Origin of the sequence: Arthrobacter sp. SDTb3-6, from assembly GCF_013376095.1 — a bacterium.
GTDB lineage: Bacteria > Actinomycetota > Actinomycetes > Actinomycetales > Micrococcaceae > Specibacter.
Map to the genome: position 1 here is coordinate 15,295 of NZ_JAAMFN010000003.1, position 20,492 is coordinate 35,786.

Annotated in this window: 22 protein-coding genes, 1 other RNA gene and 1 riboswitch; of the genes, 8 read left to right on the forward strand and 15 right to left on the reverse strand. The window is 68.1% G+C overall.

Annotated elements, in window-relative coordinates; genetic code table 11:
- Window positions 1-36 precede the first annotated feature (36 nt).
- From hisN to G6035_RS02020, 5 genes are all read left to right on the forward strand, one after another.
- Entirely contained in the window at window positions 37-852 is an 816-nt protein-coding gene (gene hisN / locus G6035_RS02000) for a histidinol-phosphatase (RefSeq protein ID WP_176615403.1), read from the forward strand.
- A 347-nt stretch (window positions 853-1,199) separates the two neighbouring features.
- Window positions 1,200-1,313, forward strand: a riboswitch (SAM riboswitch).
- 59 nt (window positions 1,314-1,372) lie between these two features.
- Window positions 1,373-2,785 (forward strand): aminotransferase class V-fold PLP-dependent enzyme, encoded by a 1,413-nt coding sequence (locus tag G6035_RS02005; protein WP_176615404.1) that lies wholly within the window; start codon window positions 1,373-1,375, stop codon window positions 2,783-2,785.
- Between the two features lie 72 nt (window positions 2,786-2,857).
- Window positions 2,858-3,667, forward strand: a complete 810-nt coding sequence (locus G6035_RS02010) for a class I SAM-dependent methyltransferase (RefSeq protein WP_176615405.1) — start codon at window positions 2,858-2,860, stop codon at window positions 3,665-3,667.
- 50 nt (window positions 3,668-3,717) lie between these two features.
- A complete protein-coding gene (locus G6035_RS02015) occupies window positions 3,718-4,974 on the forward strand; it encodes an Nramp family divalent metal transporter (RefSeq protein ID WP_371130796.1) in 1,257 nt (418 codons plus the stop codon).
- A gap of 17 nt (window positions 4,975-4,991) precedes the next feature.
- Window positions 4,992-5,765, forward strand: coding sequence for a metal-dependent transcriptional regulator (locus G6035_RS02020; RefSeq protein WP_176615406.1), 774 nt, complete (start codon window positions 4,992-4,994; stop codon window positions 5,763-5,765).
- A 217-nt stretch (window positions 5,766-5,982) separates the two neighbouring features.
- On the opposite strand, the gene G6035_RS02025 is transcribed toward G6035_RS02020, so the two are convergent.
- The 3 genes from G6035_RS02025 to G6035_RS02035 are packed head-to-tail and all read right to left on the reverse strand — an operon-like array spanning window position 5,983 to window position 8,349.
- The gene (locus G6035_RS02025; RefSeq protein WP_176615407.1) at window positions 5,983-6,369 is read right to left on the reverse strand and encodes a YrdB family protein; all 387 of its coding nucleotides are present in this window, start codon (window positions 6,367-6,369) and stop codon (window positions 5,983-5,985) included.
- A 14-nt stretch (window positions 6,370-6,383) separates the two neighbouring features.
- Window positions 6,384-8,042: an AMP-binding protein gene (locus G6035_RS02030; RefSeq protein ID WP_176615408.1), complete on the reverse strand. Its 1,659-nt coding sequence runs from the start codon at window positions 8,040-8,042 to the stop codon at window positions 6,384-6,386.
- A 7-nt stretch (window positions 8,043-8,049) separates the two neighbouring features.
- A complete protein-coding gene (locus G6035_RS02035; protein WP_176615409.1) occupies window positions 8,050-8,349 on the reverse strand; it encodes a DUF4193 domain-containing protein in 300 nt (99 codons plus the stop codon).
- Window positions 8,350-8,763: 414 nt separating this feature from the next.
- Between G6035_RS02035 and G6035_RS02040 the strand changes: the two genes are divergently transcribed.
- The 3 genes from G6035_RS02040 to G6035_RS02050 all read left to right on the forward strand — a co-directional run bounded on the left by G6035_RS02040 (window position 8,764) and on the right by G6035_RS02050 (window position 10,578).
- Window positions 8,764-9,084, forward strand: a complete 321-nt coding sequence (locus tag G6035_RS02040; RefSeq protein ID WP_256127675.1) for a hypothetical protein — start codon at window positions 8,764-8,766, stop codon at window positions 9,082-9,084.
- Between the two features lie 67 nt (window positions 9,085-9,151).
- Window positions 9,152-9,886, forward strand: a complete 735-nt coding sequence (locus G6035_RS02045; protein ID WP_176615411.1) for a hypothetical protein — start codon at window positions 9,152-9,154, stop codon at window positions 9,884-9,886.
- Window positions 9,883-10,578, forward strand: coding sequence for a hypothetical protein (locus G6035_RS02050; RefSeq protein ID WP_176615412.1), 696 nt, complete (start codon window positions 9,883-9,885; stop codon window positions 10,576-10,578). Before G6035_RS02045 ends, G6035_RS02050 begins: the two co-directional genes overlap by 4 nt.
- A 303-nt stretch (window positions 10,579-10,881) precedes the next feature.
- Here the strand turns inward: G6035_RS02050 and ssrA are convergent.
- From ssrA to G6035_RS02110, 12 genes are all read right to left on the reverse strand, one after another.
- Window positions 10,882-11,248, reverse strand: a transfer-messenger RNA (tmRNA) gene (gene ssrA / locus G6035_RS02055).
- A gap of 74 nt (window positions 11,249-11,322) precedes the next feature.
- On the reverse strand, window positions 11,323-12,642 hold the full coding sequence (locus G6035_RS02060) for a glycoside hydrolase family 3 N-terminal domain-containing protein (protein ID WP_256127676.1): 1,320 nt from the start codon (window positions 12,640-12,642) through the stop codon (window positions 11,323-11,325).
- A gap of 4 nt (window positions 12,643-12,646) precedes the next feature.
- Window positions 12,647-13,528 (reverse strand): cytochrome c oxidase assembly protein, encoded by an 882-nt coding sequence (locus G6035_RS02065; RefSeq protein WP_256127677.1) that lies wholly within the window; start codon window positions 13,526-13,528, stop codon window positions 12,647-12,649.
- 3 nt (window positions 13,529-13,531) lie between these two features.
- A complete protein-coding gene (gene smpB / locus G6035_RS02070) occupies window positions 13,532-14,002 on the reverse strand; it encodes an SsrA-binding protein SmpB (protein WP_176615413.1) in 471 nt (156 codons plus the stop codon).
- 119 nt (window positions 14,003-14,121) lie between these two features.
- The gene (locus tag G6035_RS02075; protein WP_176615414.1) at window positions 14,122-15,564 is read right to left on the reverse strand and encodes a M23 family metallopeptidase; all 1,443 of its coding nucleotides are present in this window, start codon (window positions 15,562-15,564) and stop codon (window positions 14,122-14,124) included.
- 76 nt (window positions 15,565-15,640) lie between these two features.
- Complete coding sequence (gene ftsX, locus G6035_RS02080; protein WP_176615415.1) at window positions 15,641-16,555, reverse strand: permease-like cell division protein FtsX; 915 nt, start codon at window positions 16,553-16,555, stop codon at window positions 15,641-15,643.
- Window positions 16,552-17,466 (reverse strand): cell division ATP-binding protein FtsE, encoded by a 915-nt coding sequence (gene ftsE, locus G6035_RS02085; RefSeq protein WP_176615416.1) that lies wholly within the window; start codon window positions 17,464-17,466, stop codon window positions 16,552-16,554. The genes ftsX and ftsE overlap by 4 nt, the downstream gene beginning before the upstream one ends.
- A 174-nt stretch (window positions 17,467-17,640) precedes the next feature.
- Window positions 17,641-18,759: a peptide chain release factor 2 gene (gene prfB, locus G6035_RS02090; protein ID WP_176615417.1), complete on the reverse strand. Its 1,119-nt coding sequence runs from the start codon at window positions 18,757-18,759 to the stop codon at window positions 17,641-17,643.
- Between the two features lie 56 nt (window positions 18,760-18,815).
- Window positions 18,816-19,313, reverse strand: coding sequence for a pilus assembly protein TadG-related protein (locus G6035_RS02095; RefSeq protein WP_256882425.1), 498 nt, complete (start codon window positions 19,311-19,313; stop codon window positions 18,816-18,818).
- Entirely contained in the window at window positions 19,310-19,762 is a 453-nt protein-coding gene (locus G6035_RS02100) for a hypothetical protein (RefSeq protein ID WP_256127678.1), read from the reverse strand. The genes G6035_RS02095 and G6035_RS02100 overlap by 4 nt, the downstream gene beginning before the upstream one ends.
- Window positions 19,743-20,060 carry a TadE/TadG family type IV pilus assembly protein gene (locus G6035_RS02105; protein ID WP_371130797.1) on the reverse strand — a complete coding sequence of 106 codons (318 nt, stop codon included), beginning with the start codon at window positions 20,058-20,060 and terminating at the stop codon, window positions 19,743-19,745. The genes G6035_RS02100 and G6035_RS02105 overlap by 20 nt, the downstream gene beginning before the upstream one ends.
- 80 nt (window positions 20,061-20,140) lie before the next feature.
- Window positions 20,141-20,404, reverse strand: coding sequence for a hypothetical protein (locus G6035_RS02110; protein WP_176615419.1), 264 nt, complete (start codon window positions 20,402-20,404; stop codon window positions 20,141-20,143).
- Between the last annotated feature and the right edge of the window lie 88 nt (window positions 20,405-20,492).

Consider the following 20,492-nt stretch of genomic DNA (forward strand, 5'->3'; position numbering starts at 1 on the left):
CGCACTTTGGCCCCATCTACCGATAGCGTGTTGCCTATGACTGTCCAACCCCAGACGTACAATGACGACCTCCGCCTGGCCCACGTCCTGGCTGACACCGTCGACTCCCTGACGATGTCACGCTTCAAGGCCCTTGACCTGAAGATTGAAACCAAGCCGGACCTGACCCCGGTCACGGACGCGGACAAGGCGGCCGAGGAATCCATCCGCAGCCAGCTGTCCCGGGTGCGCCCGCGCGATGCCGTGCTGGGCGAGGAGTTTGGCAGCAGCGGCCACGGCTCGCGCCGGTGGATCATCGACCCGATCGACGGGACCAAGAACTTTGTGCGCGGCGTGCCGGTCTGGGCCACGCTGATTGCGCTGGTGGACGAGGGCCGGCCCGTGGTGGGCGTGGTCAGCGCCCCCGCCCTGGGCAAGCGCTGGTGGGCGGCCGAGGGCACGGGCGCGTATACGGGCAAGTCGCTCGCGTCCGCCACGCGCATCCGCGTCTCCAACGTCTCCGAGCTGGCCGACGCGTCCCTGTCCTACTCCTCGCTGACCGGCTGGGCGGCCCGCGGCAACCGGGAGGAGTTCCTGGGCCTGACCGACGACGTCTGGCGAACCCGGGCCTACGGCGATTTCTGGTCCTACTGCCTCGTCGCGGAAGGGTCCGTGGACATTGCCTGCGAGCCCGAACTGAACCTGTACGACATGGCCGCCCTGGTGCCCATCGTGACCGAAGCCGGCGGCCGCTTCACCTCCCTGGACGGAGTGGACGGCCCCTTCGGTGGCAACGCCCTGGCCACCAACTCCATCCTGCACACCGAGGTGCTGCGCCGGTTAAACCCCGGCTGGGACGACCTCCTCTCCTAAGCGGCCCGGCACCCGCGCAGGTTGTTGCACAGCGGCCGGTCGCGGGCCCGGCCCGAACCGGTGGTGCAGCAAATGCGGGTTGGAACCCAGGCGCCAAACCGGTGGTGCAGCAAATGCGGGTTGCAGCCGGGCTTGCCCGCATGTGCTGCACCGCCGAATGCCCCGACGGGGCACAAGTCGCCCCATCTGCACCGCCGAATTCCATGGCTGGGAAAATGAGGGCTGGAACCCGCCGGCCCGAACCGGTGGTGCAGCAAATGCGGGTTGCAGCCCCGCCCCAACGAGCCGCAGCAATGTGTCGTAACAAATGCGCACGCTGCCGCGGCTGGGCTAGCCTTTTGGGCATAGGTCACGAGTGCCAGCGCTAAACCCCGGTTTGCTGGCCGGCAACCCTCCTTTCGCGGCGGGGTGCCCCGGGTGACGACCTGGCCAGGCCGGAACGGTCTTGGCAAGCGCGGACATTTTTTCGTTCCCGGCGGCTTCGCCGCGACGGAATGGTCCCTTCCTTTTGGGAGCCCCCATGAGTTCTGCAACCCTTGAAACAGCCCGCCTTTCCGACGCACCCCTGCTGCCCGTGGCGGGCCGCGACCTGGCAGCGCCGTTGATCCACGGCGGCACCGCCAGGTATGCCAACCTGGACTACGCGGCGTCGGCGCCGGCCGTGGACGAGGTGGCCGCGCACCTGGCCGAGGTGCTGCCGTACTACGCCAGCGTGCACCGGGGCGCCGGCTTTGCCTCCCAGGTCAGCACCTCACTATACGAAAACGCCCGGCGCACGGTGGCCGACTTCGTCGGTGCACGCCCCGGGGACACCGTCATTTTCACCCGCAACACGACCGATTCGCTGAACCTGCTCGCAGCTTGCGTGGAGTCGCTCCTGGCGGGGCAGGGGCGCACCGGGGGCCCTTCCAACGACCATGGCGAGGTGCTGTACCTGGACATCGAGCACCACGCCAACCTGCTGCCGTGGCAGGGGCTGCCGCACCGCTCCGTGGTGGCCGGACACACCCTCGAGTCCACCCTGGGCCGGGTCGCGACGCAGTTGCGTGCCGGCAACGTGGTGCTGCTGGCCGTCACGGGCGCCTCCAACGTCACCGGCGAGGTGCTGCCGATCGCCGAGCTCGCGGCCCTGGCCCACCGGCACGGTGCGCGGATCGTGGTCGATGCCGCCCAGCTGGCCCCGCACCGGCGCCTCGACCTGGCCCGCGACGGAATCGACTACGTGGCCTTTTCCGGCCACAAGCTCTATGCCCCGTTTGGTGCGGGCGTGCTGGTGGGCCGTCCCGACTGGCTCGACACCGGCCGCCCGCACCTGGCCGGCGGCGGCGCCGTGAAGGACGTGCGGCTGGAGTCCGTGCTCTGGACCGACGGCCCGGCCCGCCACGAAGCCGGTTCGCCCAATGTGCTCGGCGCCGCCACGCTGGCGAAGGCCGCCGAGGTGCTGGCCGCCCTGGATGCCGAAACGTGGCACGCCCATGAGCAGGAACTGCGCTCGCACCTGGTGGCCGGGCTGGAGGCGCTCGACGGCGTCACCGTCCACCAACTGTTCGCCGACTCCGGCTCGTACCCCGGCAGCGGCACCATCGGCGTCGTCAACTTTTCCGTGGAGGGGTACGACGCCGGCCTGGCCGCGGCCTACCTGTCCGCCGAGCACGGCGTGGGCGTGCGGGACGGCAGGTTCTGCGCCCACCCCCTGCTGCGCCGGGTGGGCCTGGCCTCGGGCTCGCTGCGCGCCAGCTTCGGGGTGGGTTCCCGCCGCACCGACGCCGACCGGCTCATTGACGGCGTGGCCGCCCTGCTCCGCGACGGCCTGGGCTGGGACTACGTCGTGGACGCCGGACGCTGGGTGCCCGCCAACGACACCCGCAGCTTCCCCTCCTGGGCGCCCAACACGCCCGGCACGGCCGGTGCCGCCCCCTGCTCCACCCGCTGAGCCCGCCGTCGAACGCTTCCGCCGCGGTAGAGTGGAGCGGCGGAATCGGCACAAGCAAACAGGCGGAGGACAATGGCAGGCGCGGGCGGACCGGTTTTTGACGACGTGCGGCGGCTCGAGTTGGCCGGCGCCTTCCAGGAGGGCGGGGAGCACTATGACAAGGTGCGCCCGGGCTACCCCGTCGAGTCGCTGGCGTGGCTGGCCGCCGGCCTCGACGTCCGCGACGCCCTGGACGTAGGCGCGGGGACCGGCAAGTACACCCACCTGCTGGCCGCACGCGGCTGGCGGGTCAGCGCCGTCGACCCGTCCGGTGACATGCTCGTCCAGCTGCGCCGCAACCTGCCCGGCGTCGCGGTGCGGCAGGGCACGGCCGAGGACACCGGCCTGGGCGCGGCGTCCATCGACCTGGCGGTGGCCGCCCAGGCCTGGCACTGGTGCGATCCCCTGGCGGCGAGCACGGAAATGGCACGGGTCCTGCGCCCCGGCGGCGTCCTGGGACTGGTCTGGAACCAGCTGGACGTCAGCGTGCCCTGGGTGCACCGGCTGTCGCGGATCATGCATGCCGGCGACGTCCACAAGCCCGGTTTCCGTCCGCATGTCGGTCCCGAATTCCACGGCCTCAGCGTGCACGGGACCCGGTGGGAGCAGGCCGTCACCCCGGAAGAACTGCTGGAGCTGGCCAAGTCGCGCAGCTACTACCTCAAGGCTGACGCCGCCATCCGCGCCAAGGTGCTGGGCAACCTGCGCTGGTACCTGTTCGAGCACCTGGGCCACACCCCCGGCCAGGAGCTGGCGCTCCCGTACTTCTGCCAGACCTGGCGCGCCCACACCCAGCAGCGCCTGCGTGACGTCCCCTCGACACCCGGCCCCTGGCCGCGCTAGAATTTCGGCATACCTAAACTTGGGGTTTAGGGCTAGCGAAGGGGCGGAAATTGCTGGAGACCGGCACTGCCAGGAAGCGCCTGCCGCGGCGCGACCGCGGCAGGGGGCTTTTTCTTCTGGGCCCTGCCTTCGTGGCGGCAATCGCCTACGTGGACCCCGGGAATGTCGCCGCAAACCTGACCTCCGGCGCCCGCTACGGCTACCTGCTCGTGTGGGTGCTGGTAGCGGCCAACCTCATGGCCATGCTGGTGCAGTACCAGTCCGCCAAGCTTGGGGTGGTGACCGGCCGGTCGCTGCCGGAACTGCTCGGAAAGCGGTTCGGCACCGCCGGGCGCCGGCTGTACTGGGCACAGGCGGAACTGGTGGCCATGGCCACGGACCTGGCCGAGGTCGTGGGCGGCGCCATAGCCCTGAACCTGCTCTTCCACGTGCCGCTGCCCGTCGGCGGGGTGATCGTGGGCGTCGCCTCCATGGCGCTGCTGGCCGTGCAAAACCGCCATGGGCAGCGCCACTTTGAAACCATCATCATTTTCCTGCTGGTCGTCATCACCGTGGGGTTCCTGGCCGGGCTGGTGCTCAGCCCGCCGGATCCGGCCGGCGTCGTCTCCGGCCTGGTGCCACGGTTCGAGGGCAGCAACAGCCTCCTGCTGGCCGCCGGGATGCTCGGCGCCACCGTGATGCCCCACGCCATCTACCTGCACTCCCAGCTGGCCAAGGACCGGCACACCGGGGCCCGCCGCACGCCGGAGTCCCTGCGCCGCATTGTCCGGGCCACGCGCTGGGACGTGGTCTCAGCCCTGCTCCTGGCCGGGGCCGTCAACATCGGCATGCTGCTGCTCGCCGCGTCCACGCTGGGAGGGGTCCCCGGCACCGACACCATTGAGGGCGCCCATGCGGCCATTGCCGCCACCCTGGGCCCGGTGGTCGGCGTGGTGTTCGCCGTCGGGCTGCTGGCCTCCGGCCTGGCCTCCACCTCCGTGGGCGCGTACGCCGGCGCCGCCATCATGCACGGCCTGCTCCACGTCCACATCCCGCTCATGGCACGGCGCGTGGTCAGCCTGGTCCCGGCCATCGTCCTGCTGACCATCGGCACCGACCCCACGTGGGCGCTGATCGTCAGCCAGGTGGTGCTGAGCTTCGGCATCCCCTTTGCGCTGGTTCCGCTGCTGCGCCTGACCGCCAACAAGGCGCTGATGGGCGAACACCGGGACGGGCTGCCGCTGCGGATTCCCGCCCTGGCCAGTGCCGCGCTGATCGTTGCGCTGAACGCGGTCCTGCTGTGGCTGACCGCCACCGGGGTTGCGTAGCCGGTAGGCTGGTGCACGTGAAAGCCACCCCCACCTCCTCCAGCATTGAGGACTACGTCAAGGTCATTTACTCTTTCACGGAGTGGCAGGACAAGCCCATCACGTCCACCCAGCTGGCCGTGCGGCTGGGCGTGGCCAACTCCTCCGTCTCGGAGATGGTCCGCAAGCTCAAGGACCAGGACCTGGTGGAGCACGAACCCTACAGCCCCATCCGCCTCACCGAATCCGGCCTGGCCCTGGCACTGTCCATGGTCCGCCGCCACCGGCTGCTGGAGACGTACCTGGTCCGCGAACTCGGCTACACCTGGGACGAGGTCCATGAGGAGGCCGAACGGCTCGAACACGCCGTCTCGGAAACGTTCATCGGGCGCATGTCCGCGAAACTGGGCAACCCCACGCGCGACCCCCACGGCGATCCCATCCCGGATGCCGGCGGCCACATCACCATGCCGCCCTCGCACCGTCTCGACGAGCTTGACGCCGGCCACCACGGCCGCGTCAGCCGCATCAGCGACCACGACCCCGAACTGCTGCGCTATCTTGAACAGCACGGCATCGGCGTGGACACCGAGCTGGAAGTCGTGGGCAGGCGCCCCTTTGGCGGCACCCTGGAGGTGGCCCGGCTCCCCTCCCCCAATGCCCCTGCAGGCACGGACGACGCCGGCCGCCTCGACCTGGGCGACGAGGCGGCGGTTTCGCTGTGGCTGGTCACCGTCGGCACCCACCCGGGCTGCACCGTCCAGGAACCCGCCGGAGGATCCCTCATGGGCCCCCACACGGCCGATGGTTGAGCCGGTCCGACCCACCCGGCCGCCGCGACCACGTCACGCCCGCGGAGCCGGCATTTTTTGTAGTCCGGCGTCAGGGAGGCCCGGACGATGGGGCAGGGCGCTCCGACCAGCGGCAGGTCCGGTGTTTCCGTAGCCCGCGTAAAGGAGACGCCAAAGGCCGCTTGCGGCCGTGGTGTCGGATGGCCGCCGGAAAAATGCCGGACCGCCGGCATCGGAATTAGGCCGGCTGCACCACACGGGACGCGGCGAACCAGGCGGCGGCGAACACCATCAGGGCAATGCCCGGGGCTGTGGCCCCGGCGGCCAGCAGGGCGCCGCCTGCGAGCAGGAACAGCGCCAAGGACGCCAGGGACACCACGTTCAACGGCAGCCGTCGGGCACATTTCGGGGCCAGGAAGATGCCCCACAGGACCACCACCGCGGCCGGAATGCCAAGGCCGAGAATGAAGTTCCAGGGGCCGGCCTGGCGGAACCCCCAGTAGACGAAGGACGCCAGCATGGCCACCTCCAGGGCAAAGCCGACGGCCGGAAGGACCATGCCTTCCGTGGCGGCCTGGAGGCCGGCAAGCCGGCTGGCCGTGTTTTTGGCGGTGCGACGTCCCATGGTTCCTTGTCCGTTCAGTCGCCCGGTGCCGCGGCAGCCAGGTCGCGGCGCAGCACGAAGCGCTGCACCTTCCCGCTGGGCGTCTTGGGCAGTTCAGCCATGAAATGCACGCGCCGCGGGTATGCGTGCGCGGCAAACTTCTCCTTCACCAGCTGCTGCAGTTCGGCGGCCAGCGCCGGCGTACCGTCATGGCCGGCGTTGAGGACCACACAGGCCTCGAGCACCTCGCCGCGCAGGCTGTCCGGCACGCCCACCACGGCGGATTCGGCCACGGCGGGGTGGGCGGCCAGGACGGATTCGACGTCGAACGGGCCGATGCGGTAGCCGGCCATGATGATGACGTCGTCGTCGCGGGAGGTGAAGTAAAGGTTCCCGTCGGCGTCGCGGCGGCCGGCGTCGCCGGTCAGGTACCACGCGCCGTCGGCCGTGAATCGTTCCGCAGTTTTCTCCGGGGCACCCGCATAACCGGTGAACCAGAAGAAGGGGCTGCCCGCGACATTGACGGCCACGCGCCCGGATTCGCCGTCGGCGGCCCGGGTGTCGGCGGCATCGGCCAGCACGTCCACGCTCCAGCCCGGCAGCGCGGCCCCCATGGAGCCGGGCTGCAGCGGCCGGCGCAGCCCGTCGTGCCACGCGTTGCCGGCCACCATGCCAAGCTCCGTCTGGCCGTACTGGTCGCGCACCTCCTGGCCGAAGGCGCCGCGACCCCATTCAACGACGTCGGGTGTGAGCGGTTCGCCGGCACTGGAGGCCCGGCGCAGGGCGTGGTGCCGGCCGGCGGCGGAGCCGGCGCGCAAGGCACGGTACACGGTGGGGGCGGCGGCAAAATTGGAGACCTGGAACTTGTCCATGACGGCCCAGGAAAGTTCGGGGCTGAAGCCGGCGGAGAGCAGCAGCGTGCGGGTGCCGGTGGCCAGGGGCGCCATCAGGGCAAAGTAGAGCCCGTAGGCCCAGCCGGGATCGGCCATGTTCCAGAAAACATCGTCGGGGCGCACATCCAGCCCGAACTCCTGGTAGCCCACAAAGGAGGCCACGGCACCCAGGGTGACGGGCACGCCCTTGGGGCTGCCGGTCGTCCCCGAGGTGAACAACTGCACCAGGGTGCCGTTGCCGCCCACGGCGACCGGTCCGGCGTCGTCCGCCGACAGATCGGCAAAGGCGCCGGTGCCGGCCGTCATTTCGGAAAATGCCACGTCGTAGCCGAAGGCCTCGCCGCGGGCCACGACCACCAGGGGCGAGGCGTCGTTGGGCACCCCGCCCGGCGGGACCAGCTTGCGGCGCTGGTCGGCGTCGCAGATGACCAGCTTCGCGCCGGTGGCCTGAAGGCGGAAGGCGATGGCGTCGTGGGCGAAGGCCGTGAACAGCGGCACGTCGACGGCCCCGAGCCGCCACAGGCCCAGCAGCGCCACCGCCAGTTCGGCGGACTTGCCCATCAGGGTAGCCACGTGGTCTCCGCGGCGCACCCCCATGGATCCCAGGGCGGAGGCGAACCGCGTGGACTGCTCACGCAGTTCGCCGTACGTCACGTCCCTAAAGCCTAAATCGGACCCCACCACGGTGAATGCGGTGCGGTCCGCCGGATGCCTGTCGCAGAACAGCTCCGCGGCATTGGCCCCGGGCACCGCGAAGGCATCCAGGAGCTCCTGGACCCTTTCCCGTGCCGTGAATGTCATTGCAGGATCAGCCTTCGCAGTCCTTGCAGTACAGCAGGCCGTTCTTTTCACGGGCCACCTGGCTGCGGTGCCGGACCAGGAAGCAGGAGGCACAGGTGAATTCGTCTTCCTGCGCCGGGATGACCTGGATGATCAGTTCTTCGTTGGAGAGGTCCGCGCCCGGCAGGTCCGCGCCTTCGGCCGTGTCCGAGTCCTCGACGTCAATGTGCGCCGTCTGGGCACCGCCGCGCTGGACCTGGAGAGCCTGGAGCGACTCTGTCTCGTGGTCTTCGTCCTTGTTGCGGGGTGCGTCGTAGTCGGTTGCCATGCGGTTTTCAAGCTCCTGGTGTTCGTGGTTTTGGCGGGGTATTTCAGCGCCCCATCCTAGCCCCTGAAAGCAGGATTAGTGCCCTTAAATTCCCAATGTTTTCCCACAGCATAGGGTATGGTGGCCCAATTTCCATGCCGGAAGGCCATTTAACCCGGATTTTGCCTGCATAAAACATTCGATTGTGCCATTTGTCACCTTGGGAGCGGCCCGTGGCGGCCTGAACCGTGTGCGCTGCGTTGTGCCGGACGGGGTGCCGGACCGGGTGCCCCGCCGGGCGCCGGACCGGGGCACGGCGTCGCCGGCGCCCGCGGAACGCCCTATCCTTGTAGGGATATGGTAAACAACTCCGCTGCTGCAAATCCGTCCCTCAACCGCCGGCAAGTGGCCCAGGCTTTGAACATTCCCCCGGAAATGGCCGCGCGGAACGGCATCCCGTCGCGCATGCTGGCGTCCGCCGTCGCTGAAATCGATGCCAATCCGCCCGCCTGGCTGGCCCAGTCCCGGGCCAACTCGACCGGAAAGCGGCCCGTCTGGGTTGAACTGCGCTGCTACGTTTGCGATTTCCACGAACTGGCGCGGCCCAAGAAGTGGTGGCCGGAATTCAGCTACGTGATGTGCGACTTCCACAGCGACCGGGACCTCCCTGCCCCCGCGGCGGGAGTGCGCCGCAGCCAGTTCGACGGCGTGGGCAGCCGGTTCCGCGGTTTCACCGACACGCGGGACGACGCCTAGCGCCCCCGCTTCTTCATCCACCGCACCCGGCCCCACGCCGGGGGCACGAACCAAGGAGAGCCGCGCCGTGACCGTTCCGGCAAAGGTCTTTTTACGCTGGCTTGACGGGGTGGCCGGCGGCGCCAGCCACGCCGCCGTGTGCCGCGCCGCCGGGATCAAGCGTTCCACGCTGGGCCAGCAGCTGGTGCGTGGGCGGGTCACCCTGGCCACCGTGGCTGCTGTCAGCCGTTCCCTGCGGCTTCCCGTCGTCGAGTCCCTTTCCACCTTCGCCCCGTACCAGGGCCTGGCCGCCGGCGTGGCACAGCCCACCGATGCCGAACTGCTCAGCCAGGTCTCCGACATGGACCTCCTGCGCGAAATCCTGTACCGCTCCGCCCGGGCGGAGAACGGCTCGGCACCCCCGCCGGCGGGACTCTCCCCCATCCCCCACCGGGCCTCCGTGCGCGCCTGGCTGGACGCCGTCGACCCTTCCGAGCTGCGCCAGAGCGTGGCAAGGGACGCGGGGATTGCCCCGCAAAACCTGTCCGCCCAAATCACAGCCAACCGGTTGACGCCCGAACTGGCCATCAGGTCCGCGGAACTGGCGGGCGTGGGGCTGGCCAACGGCCTGGTCGCCACCGGATTCCTGACTGCCGCGGAGGCCGGCTGGCGGCCGGGCTCCCGCAGCGCAGCACTTCGCCGGACGCCCAGCAGCATGCTGGTTTCGCTGACCGCCGAACGGCTCGATGCCCTGGGCCGCACCCTGCGGCGCACAGAGCAGGATTCTGCCGCTGCACAAACGATCTGGGAGAACCTCGCATGACAACAGGTCTCCAATGGGCGGTCCTGGCTGTATGTGTCGGCTGCTCCCTGTGGCGGCTTCCCGCAGCCGCCAAGGGCCGCAACCGGGGCCTCTTCTGGTCATTCCTGCTGGTCTCCCTGGCCGTGGCGCTGAGCATTCCGGCCATCTACGTTCAGGTCGACGGAGTCCTTGGCCGGGAGAACCTTGCCAATGTGGTGCTGCGATTGAGTCTTTTTGCCGTGCTCTTTCTGCTCGCGGCCAAGATCGCCGCCGCCTACAAGGCGCCCGTAGCGCGGCGGCTTATTCGCGGCCCGGTGGGCCTGGCCGTAGTGTCGGCCAGTTCGGCCGGGATCCTGGCCATGTACTTCCTGTCCGAGCTGCACGGCTCAAGCCCCGGGCTGGCCGCGTTTTTCGACCAGCCGACGGTCGTGGCCTACATGTGGATCGGACGCGGGTACCAGGCGTACGTGGCGGCCTGCCTGGTGCCTGCCACGGGCCGCGCCGCGTTTTCGCGGCTCCCCGCCCTGGACCGTGCTGCAGCCCTGTCCATGTGCCTGGGCTTTGCCGGCGTCTGCCTCACCCTGGTGGTCCAGGCCACCGGGTGGCACGGCGCCGCCCTGATGACGGCACTCTCCTTCGGCTCCATCCTGCTCGTGGCAGCCGGACTGGTCCTTGTCTGGGTGTCGTATATGCGCCGGCCCGTGAAACATTGAGAAGCCCATGTACACATTTCCATTAGCGTCTGGCATACTAATGATTGTGTGAACGCCACAGCGGCTGGGTTCGACACAATTCCTTTGGGGGTAAGTGGTGGCTGGACGCTGTTCCGGCCACCACTTAGCATTTTAAGTCCACCGTTTGGACAAGCCCTCCGCCACTCCGGTTCCTGGCGGCCCCTTTGCCGGGCAGGACGTTGCGGGGCATATGTTGCGGCGCATATGTTGTTGGGCAGACGTTGTTGGGCAAAACGAAGGGCCCGCCCCCGCCGCGATGGCTGGAAACGGGCCCCAACAGGGGTGTGGAGATGGGGAGAATTGAACTCCCGTCCGATGTTGTTTCATCAGGGCTTCTCCGGGTGCAGTTTGCGTCGGTTTTTCTCGGCCCCAGCTGTCTTGCAAACAAGCAGCTGCCAGGCCCAGTTGCATAAGAGTCCCCCAAACGCCTGCAACGGGCGTTTAGGGCAGTGGCCCTCTAAATGACGCCAGGATCCGGGACGAGAGCATTCCCGGGCTGACGGACTGTCTTACTGCTTAGGCAGCAAGAGCGAAGTCAGTGCGATTTGATTCAGCACTTATTGTTTTACAGAGATCGTTTACGAGATAACCCTGTATCCTCGACCCGCTTCACCTGTCTCGACAAACACCGTCGAAACCGATCATCCCCTATTGTGTTTTCAAACCCACGCCATGCCGGCCGTGGACTACCCATCATAGCGCATGCACGGGCCCAAATATTCCCTAGCGGGCCACCATGCCCCTGGCCGCCTTGGCCTCCAGCACCAGCAGTGCGGCAGCGTCAATCTTGCGGGCAAACGCAGGGTCCGCCTGCGCGGCGTCCACCATGCCCTGGTACATGGCCGGCGCCACGGCCTGGTCGGTGCACAGGACCATGGTGCCGCCGGCGTTGATGAAGTCCACGCCGCGCCGGGACACCGGCACGGCGGCCACCTGGCGGGCGTCGCAGATGTCGTCGCTGACGATGATGCCGTTGAAGCCAAGGTCACCGCGGACCATGCCCTGGACAACCACGTGGGAAAACGGGCCCAGGTCCTGCGTGTCAATTTTCGGGTAGTAGGCGTTGGAGACCATCAGCCACGGCACGCCGGCGTCCACGGCATCGCGGAAGGGGGCCACATACGGGTCGTTGCGGACCGTGACGTTGTCCGTGACGCCCGCGGTCACGTCGGTGTTTCCGGTGACGCGCCCCAGGCCCGGGAAATGCTTCACCGTGGGGTCCACCCCGGCGGCCAGCATGCCACGGGCGAACGCAACGCCGTGGCTGGAGACGGTGCCGGGCGTGTACCCGTATTCGCGGCCAAATGCGCCAATCGGGGCGTTCTGCGGCGCGAACGCGGGCGACGGCACGGTGTCCAGGACAGGGGCCAGGTTGACATTGACGCCGGCGGCGGCCAGCTGGCGCCCCCAGCGTGTGGCATCCGCCTGCAGCGTGGCCGGTGCGAGCTGTCCCTGTTCGATGGCCTGCGGGATGGCGTCGAAGCCGGGCCCCTGCATGATCTGCACAAACCCGCCTTCCTGGTCGGTCGCCACAAAGGGGCGGACCCCCAGCTCGAGCCCGTGCCCCGCGGCGGTGGCGACCACCGACGCGATGGCGTCCACACCGGCGGTGCTGCGTCCCTTCATGAACACATTGCCCACGTGCAGCGACTCGAGCACGTAGGTGGACTGCGGATCGGCACCGGTCACGGGCGTGGACACCATGAACGCCTGGCCCACTCGCTGGCCGAGTGTCATCGCGGCCAGTTTTTGCCGGGCCAGGTCCTTCGCCGGGGCGGACGACGGCGGCGCCTGTGTTGCGCTGGCAGGCGGCGGCGCCGCCGTGGCCGGCACGGAGGCGGTTGCGGTTCCTCCGCGACCGGCTGTGGAGGGGCCGGCCGTGGGCGTTGCGGAAGGCGGGGCGGTTGTCGGTGACGCGGAGGACGGCGCGGGTGCCGGCGTCGTGCGTGGCGGGGAGGAGAAGGTCAGGACCATGACAACAACGACTCCCAGGACGGCGGCGGACACGCCGATCCCCCACCAGTGGCGCGCCCCCAGAGCCATGGCGTCAGTCCCTCAGGTGGAGGTGGGCGGCGTTCAGCTCATCCATTTGCTCATCGGTGAGCTCGTCGAGAATTTTGCGTTCACCCTTGTCCGACTTTGAAAACCGGACAAAGAGCAGGATCATGACCGGCAGGTCCATGATTTCGGCAATGAACCACAGGAAGTCCCCGCCCAGCTGCTGGTCGCGAAGGGCACCGGGGAACCAGGCGGGCACCGGCCCGGACAGGGCGCCGGCACCGTCGAAGATGGTAGGCACCAGGCGCATGATGAGCCCCGGGGCTGCGTCCCCCAGCAGCTCGATGAAGGCAAACACAAACTCGAGCATGATCAGGGCCGTGCTGACCCGGGTTTTCTCCTCGACCATGGGCAGCACCATGAGCAGCCCCAGCAACGGCATGGCGAGGGTCAGCAGGCCTTCCAGCAGGGGGCTCACCCGGGAAATGCCGGCCAGCGGGGTCAGCATCATGGACAGGACCACCAGGCCCGCCACCGGTGCCACGGCACTGTTGCCGAACAGTTTCATGGGGCCGCGGGACACGGTGGCGAGGAAGGTCCGCAGGCGTCCCGGGCGGACCGTCTGGCGGGCCAGGCCCACCGGAAGGCCGAGTGCCAGGCCCGCCGGGACCACAAAGACCATCATGGCGATGCGGACGGAAAACGCCCAGCGCAGCTGGGGCGAATACGTGCCCAGGAAGCCAAAGTTGACGAACGCGTACAGGCCCAGGCCCAGCACATAGAAGCACGCCGCACGCCAGGTCGGCCAGCGGACGCCGGCGGCGGCTGCGCGCGCCAGTCCCCAGGCGTAGAGGCCGCCGGCGGCAACGATCAGGGCCAGGGCCCACAGGTCCAGGCTCCAGGTGCCAAGGAAAACGCCCCACGGTGGCATCGGCTAGCCGCGGTTCTTCTCGCGCATGGCCCGCAGCGCCTCGCGGTTGTCCTGCTTTTCGCGCAGTGACTGGCGTTTGTCGTAGTCCTTCTTGCCCCGGGCAATGGCAATTTCCACCTTGGCCCGGCTGTCCAGGAAGTACAGCTGGAGCGGCACAATGGTGAATCCGGATTCCCGGGTCTTGTGTGCGATCTTCTCCAGTTCCTCGCGGTGCAGCAGGAGCTTGCGGCGGCGCCGGGCCGTATGGTTGGTCCAGCTGCCGTTGAGGTACTCGGGGATGTAGACGGCCTCCAGCCAGAGTTCGTCGTTGTAGAAGGTGGCAAAGCCGTCCACGAGGGAGGCCCGGCCTTCCCGCAGCGACTTGACCTCGGTGCCCATCAGGACCAGCCCTGCCTCATAGGTGTCCAGGATGTGGTAGTCGTGCCGGGCCTTGCGATTGGTGGCCACAACCTTCAGGCCACTTTCCTTGGGCACTGTACGGCTCCTTCACGGGTGGTTCGGCACTGCCTGTGCGGTGCGCCCTCTAGTCTAGCAACTTTGGCCGTGCGAAAATTTGACGCCGTGCACACTCGCCCGGCACCGGCGTCCTTGCACTACAGCAGCGTCATGGGGTCCACGGCAACGCCGTTGAGCCACGTTTCAAAGTGGGCGTGGCAGCCGGTGGAGTTTCCGGTCCCGCCGGAGATGGCGATGAGCTGTCCGCGGTTCACGTGCTGGCCGGCGGAAACCTGCACCGAGGTGTTGTGGTAGTAGGCGGTCAGCAGGGCATTGCCTTGGATGACGCCGTGGGAGATCTTCACGCCGTTGCCGCCTCCCCACACGTCCCAGCCGGCGAAGACAACGGTTCCGGCCGCCGCCGCGTAGACGGGCGTGCCGCAGGGGGCGCCGAAGTCGATGCCGGTGTGGACGTACCCGCCGGTGCCGTAAAAGTCGATGGTCCCCGGCGGGGTCTGGCGCCAGCCGAAGCCGGAGGTAATGGGGACGGAGCTGGCGAAGGGGTGCTGCAGGCCAAAGGCCGACGGGTTGCCCGGTGCCGGCGGCACGTAGGGCGGAGGGACAAAGTTGTTGTCGCCCGCAGCCTTCGCCGCGGCCGCCTGCTGGCGGGCAAGGCGCTCGGCTGCCGCCTTGGCGGCCGCCGCGGCAGCCTCGCGTTCCTTGCGCTGGCGTTCGGCGATCTGGGCAGCCACCGTGTCCTGCTGCTTCTTCACCGCCGCAACCTTCGCCTGGATCTGCGGCTTCTGCTTTTCCAGCCTGGCGTTGATGGCCGCCGAATCGCTGATCAGCTTGTCCACCGCGGACTTCTTCGCCGCAGCCTCGTCGCGGGCGGCCTGCTCGGCCACAAGGGCCGCATCCGCCCGCACCTTCAGGTCCTTGATCTCGGCCTCGACGGCCGCCAGCCGGGCCTGCGCGTTTTGGTTCGTGGCCCTTTGGCTGGTCAGCTGTGCCAGCGCCGCATTCTGGCTGCGCATGGCCTGCTCGGCCAGGTCGATCGAGTTGGCCAGATCCTCGGAGGTGCCCGCGCCAAGGACCAGTGCCAGGTTGGCGGGGATGCCGCCAGCCTTGTAGGACTGCGCGGCGATCTGCCCGATCATGCTCTTGGCTTCCGCCTGTTTCTTCGAATCCAGAGCGATCTGGGCGGTGATCCTGTCCTTGCCGGCCTGTGCCAGTTCTATGCGTGCCGCGAGGGAGCCGACCAGCTCGGTGGCCGCACCCACGCGGTTTTGGGCGTCCATGAGGGCTGCCTGCGCACCGGGCAGCCGGCCCTGGTACATGACAAGGTCCGAGGCGGACTTTGCCAGCCCTGCGTCAACGAATTCGAGGGCGGAGGCGGCATCGGCGGCCTGCTGCTTCAGCGCGGCTGCCTGGTCGTCGAGCTTGTCTGCGTGCGCGGCCGGAACCACGCCCAGCAGCCCGGCCACCAGCACGGCCGCCAGCCCCGCGCCGAGGCAGCGGGCGACGGCGCGCCCCGTTGTCCGGCGTCGCAGCGGCCCGGCCGGGCCTGCTGCCACGCTTCCCCCGGAAGACAACGAATCCATGCTCAAACAGCTCCTTGCATCGTGGCGCTTGGGACGTGGGGCCGGACGGGCAGTGATGGGACCCGTCGGGCGTGAATCAAACCTTGAGGTTCTTTCGCAGTGAGACCGCCGACGCGATGCCGGCCAGCACCACGCCCAGCACAATCAGGACAGGGTAGATCACCAGGGCCTGGGTGGTGGAAATGATGGGCGTGCCGCTGTTTCCGCCGGCCAGGTAGCGACCCAGGAAGAATTCCACGATCGACCACACCGCCCCGGAGGCAAGCAGTGCCCCGATCGTGGCGGCGATCACCCCCTCAAGCACAAACGGCAGCTGAATCACCGTCTTGGACGCGCCCACCAGCCTCATGATGTCGATTTCCTTGGCGCGCGACTGGGCGGAGAGCCTGATGGTGGTGGCAATGAGCAGGGCCGCGCAGACAATCATCAGCACCGCAACGCCCACCGCAACGATCGTCGCAATGTTCATCCACGAAAACAGCGATTCGAGCACCTTGCGCTGGTCCACCACCGAATCCACCCCGGGCGTGGCGGAGAAGGACTCGTTGATGATCTGGTACTTTTCGGGGTCCGTCAGCTTGATCCGGAACGAGGACGGCAGGTTGCCGGCCTCCACCGAGTCCACCATGGGTGAGTTGGCGAACTGCTCCTTGAAGTGGACCAGGGCCTCCGCCTGGCTTTCAAACGTCCACTTTTCCACGTATGGCTTGACGGCGGGCGAGTCCAGCATGGCCTCGATGGTCTTCTTCTGGCCGTCGGTAACGGGGCCGGAGACACAGTTGGCATTGGTGGGCACGTCGTTGCACAGGTAGATGGTGACCTGGACCTTGTCATACCAATACCCCTTCAGCTGGCCGATCTGCAGCTGCAGGACCCCGGCCGCGCCAACGAAGGTCAGGGACACGAAGGTCACCAAAATGACGGAGATGACCATGGTCAGGTTGCGGCGCAGCCCGCTGCCGAGCTCGCTGAGGATGAAGGCAAGTCTCATGGCTGGACCCCGTTCCGGGTGGATTCTTCGGCGTTTCCGGCCGGGTACACGCGGCCCCTGTTGCGCTCAAGCCGGGGCGGCATCGCTTCGTCCGCAGCGTCGCCGGCTGCCGCCGCGGCACTCACGGCGCGCTGGCGGCGGGTCTGGGGTGCGTCGTCGTCCACGGCGGGCACGACGCCGGACGCGTCGCCGGACGCTTCCGGCGCGGCGGCGGGAATGATCGGGAGCATGGACGTGTACTGGGCGCGGGCCTCGTCACGCACCACCCTGCCGAGGCGCAGTTCGATGACGCGCTTGCGCATCGAGTTGACGATGTCGTCATCGTGGGTGGCCATGACCACGGTGGTGCCGTTTTGGTTGATCTTGTCCAGGATTTCCATGATGCCGGCGCTTGTCGTGGGGTCAAGGTTGCCGGTGGGTTCGTCCGCCAGCAGGATGCCGGGCTGGTTGACGATAGCACGGGCGATGGCCACGCGCTGCTGCTCGCCGCCGGAAAGTTCGGTGGGCAGGCGCCGCTCCTTGCCTTCGAGCCCGACGAGTTCGAGGACGCGGGGAACCTCGGTGCGGATGGCGGCGCGGGACTTGCCGATCACCTGCATGGCGTAGGCGACGTTGGCGAAAACGGTCTTGGTGTTGATGAGGCGGAAGTCCTGGAACACGATGCCGATGCCCCGGCGGAACTTGGGCACGCGCCAGCTGGGCACGTTGGCCACATTTTGGCCTGCCACGTACACCTGGCCCTGCCCGGTCTTGTATTCACGCAGGACCAGGCGCAGGAACGTTGACTTCCCGGAGCCGGAGGAACCGACCAGGAACACAAACTCGCCGCGGTTGACCTCCAGCGAGACGTCATCAAGGGCGGGTTTGCTTTTTCGGTCGTAAGCTATGCTCACATTTTCAAAACGAATCATGGTTTTACGTTGCCCTTCCAGCGAACGGTACTGGCATGCCGGTGCCTGGGCTTGGGGTTGGGGAGGAAACCACCAGCGTATCGACTATAGGCGCCATTCCGCGCCTTTTTGCGCTCCTGCACGGTGTGTCGGGCAGGGGCCTGGCTGTGAAAGCCGGCGCCGGCCGTGGTTCCCCTACTGGTTTTCGGCGTTGCGGTTGTCCGCGCGCCAGCGGATGCCGGCGTCGATGAAGTCGTCAATTTCGCCGTCCAGGACCGCGGCGGTGTTGCCAACCTCGTGCTCGGTGCGCAGGTCCTTGACCATCTGGTACGGGTTGAGCACGTAGGAGCGCATCTGGTCTCCCCAGGACGCCTTGACGTCGCCGGCCATGGCCTTCTTGGTGGCATCCTCCTCCGCCTTTTTCAGCAGCAGCAGGCGGGACTGGAGCACGCGCATGGCCGCGGCCCGGTTTTGGATCTGCGACTTTTCGTTTTGCATCGACACCACGGTGCCGGTGGGCAGGTGGGTCAGGCGGACGGCGGAGTCGGTGGTGTTGACCGACTGCCCGCCGGGGCCGGAGGAGCGGAACACGTCCACGCGGATCTCGTTGTCGGGAATCTCGATGCTGTCGGTCTGTTCGATCAGCGGGATGACCTCGACGGCGGCAAAGGAGGTCTGGCGGCGGCCCTGGTTGTCGAACGGGCTGATGCGCACCAGCCGGTGCGTGCCGGCCTCCACGCTGAGCGTGCCGAAGGCGTAGGGCGCCTTGACCTCGAAGGTGGCGGACTTCAGCCCGGCCTCTTCCGCGTAGGAGGTGTCCAGGACCGCTGTGGGGTAGCCGTGGCGTTCGGCCCAGCGCAGGTACATGCGCAGCAGCATCTCGGCAAAGTCGGCCGCGTCCACGCCGCCGGCGCCGGAACGGATGGTCACCACGGCCTCGCGCTCGTCGTACTCCCCGGCCAGGAGCGTGACGATTTCCAGGTCCTTGAGCGACTTTTGCAGGGTGGGAAGTTCCTTGGCCGCCTCGGCGAGGGAATCGGCGTCGCCCTCTTCCTGGGCCAGTTCCACCAGGACTTCCAGGTCGTCGATGCGGGCCTCAAGCGTGCGCAGCTTCTCCAGCTTGGACTGGGCGTGGCTGAGCCGCGAGGTCACCTTTTGGGCCGCTGCCGGGTCGTCCCAGAGGTTGGGCAAACCTGCCTGGTCCGATAAATCCTCGATGTCCTCCAGCAGCTTGTCCACCTCGGACACCTGTTCGATGGAGACGTAGGTGGCGCGCAGCGCCTTGATTTCTGCGGAAAAGTCGATCTCAGCCATGATGTTCAAGCCTACGGCATGCCCGGGGCTCCCCCGTCGGGCACCCCGCCCGGCCGTTACAGGACCAGGTGTGCCCGTGCCGTTCCGGTCACCGTCAGCCTGATCCCGTCCGGGACCAGGAAGTTGATGAACATCGGGTGCACGATGCCGGTCACGCGGACTTCGGCGGTCCGGCCGTCCGGCGTTCCAGTGCCCGCGGCCAGCTGTACGCCGGAGAGTGCACGGGGAACGTCGGCGCCGGAAAGGTATTCAACGGCCGCTGCATTGATGCCGCGTCCCGTCAGCACCGTGCCGGGGGCGTTTTCCGCCGAGCCTCCGGCCAGGGTGAAGGTGTCTGCGGCCGCAAGTGCGGCGCCGTCAGCCAGGGAGAGCAGCCTTTTGTGGCCGATGTACAGGCTGGAGCCCGCCGCCACGACCGTCATGAGGAGCAGGGCAATCAGCACGTAGCCGATCATGAGCACCATGACATGGCCGTCCTGCTGCGGTGTGGCCCGGTCCCGGCGGTGCGGCCGGTGTTGGTCGGCAGGCCTGTCGTGAAGATTTGCCGGGGTCACTTGAAGCGGCCCACCTTCTGCGCGGCCGAGGACTCCACCTCGGCGGCGGACAGCCGCGTTCCGGGGATGCCGCCCACCAGGGGAAGCTCCACACGCAGGGTCACGTGCGCGCGCACCATGGTGCCCGGGGTGAGACAGCCGGCGTCACAGGAGATGGTGAGGGAGGCGTCGGCGGGGTCAAAGCCCATGTCGGTGACGGCCAGCGCCACCGCCGCTTCGGCGGCCTGCCGGGCGGCACCGGCGTCGGGCTGGAGGACAAACACCTTCGCGGCCTGGTCGGCGGCACCCACCACAGCGTACGAACCGCCCTGCAGGGAACCCACGGTGAGGATCAGGTACGCCACCGGCACCATCAGCAGCACGGCCAGGAAGACGAACTCGACGACAGCGCTGCCCTGCTCCGCCGCTGCGCCCGTCGCGGACGGGCACTTATTTGTCGACGACGGCATGGCCGCTCATTTCCAGTGTGCGTCCCGGCCCCCACAGTCCCATCAGCGGCAGCGGTGCCGTGACGGAAACCGTCAGGATGCGGACCCCGTTGGACGACGTCACGCCCGCGCTCACCTCACGGCTGTAGCCGTCGCCCAGGGCGGAACCGATCAGGAGGTCGGCGCGGTCCCGGGCATCCTGGGCGGTGCGGTCGGCGAGCGCGCCGTACCGTGCCGCGGACGATGCCGCATCGGCCACCGTGTTGCGCACATGCAGCACCAGTGCCAGCTGGAGCAGCGCCAGAAAAATGACTGTCACGATGGCGGAAACCAGCACAAAGTCGACCACCGCGGCACCGCGCTCCCCCGGGTGCCCGGTCGGCCCGGTCGGCCTGTGTGTCAGGGATGGACCTGGTCCATGGCTTCGTTGAACATCTTGGCCAAGGCCGGTCCGGCGATGGCGAGGAGCCCGGCGACGAGCACCGCCGACATCAAGGTGATCAGGACCCAGCCGGGAACGTCGCCGCGGGTCCTGCCGGCGGCCGGCCGGAGCCTGAAGTGCCGCGGCCCGGCCAGCCAGCCTGACAGCCAACGGGCCAGAAGGCGTTGCCCTGCCACCATGAGGGTGAGCGCTTGTCCGGCCAAAGGATGGATCTTTTCCATGGTGAGTCCCCTCGTTCTTGATTTCCCCATGCGGGTTTTCGTGCCGTATGTGTTCAAACCGGGTTTGTTCCTCATGTGCCGGTCCGTC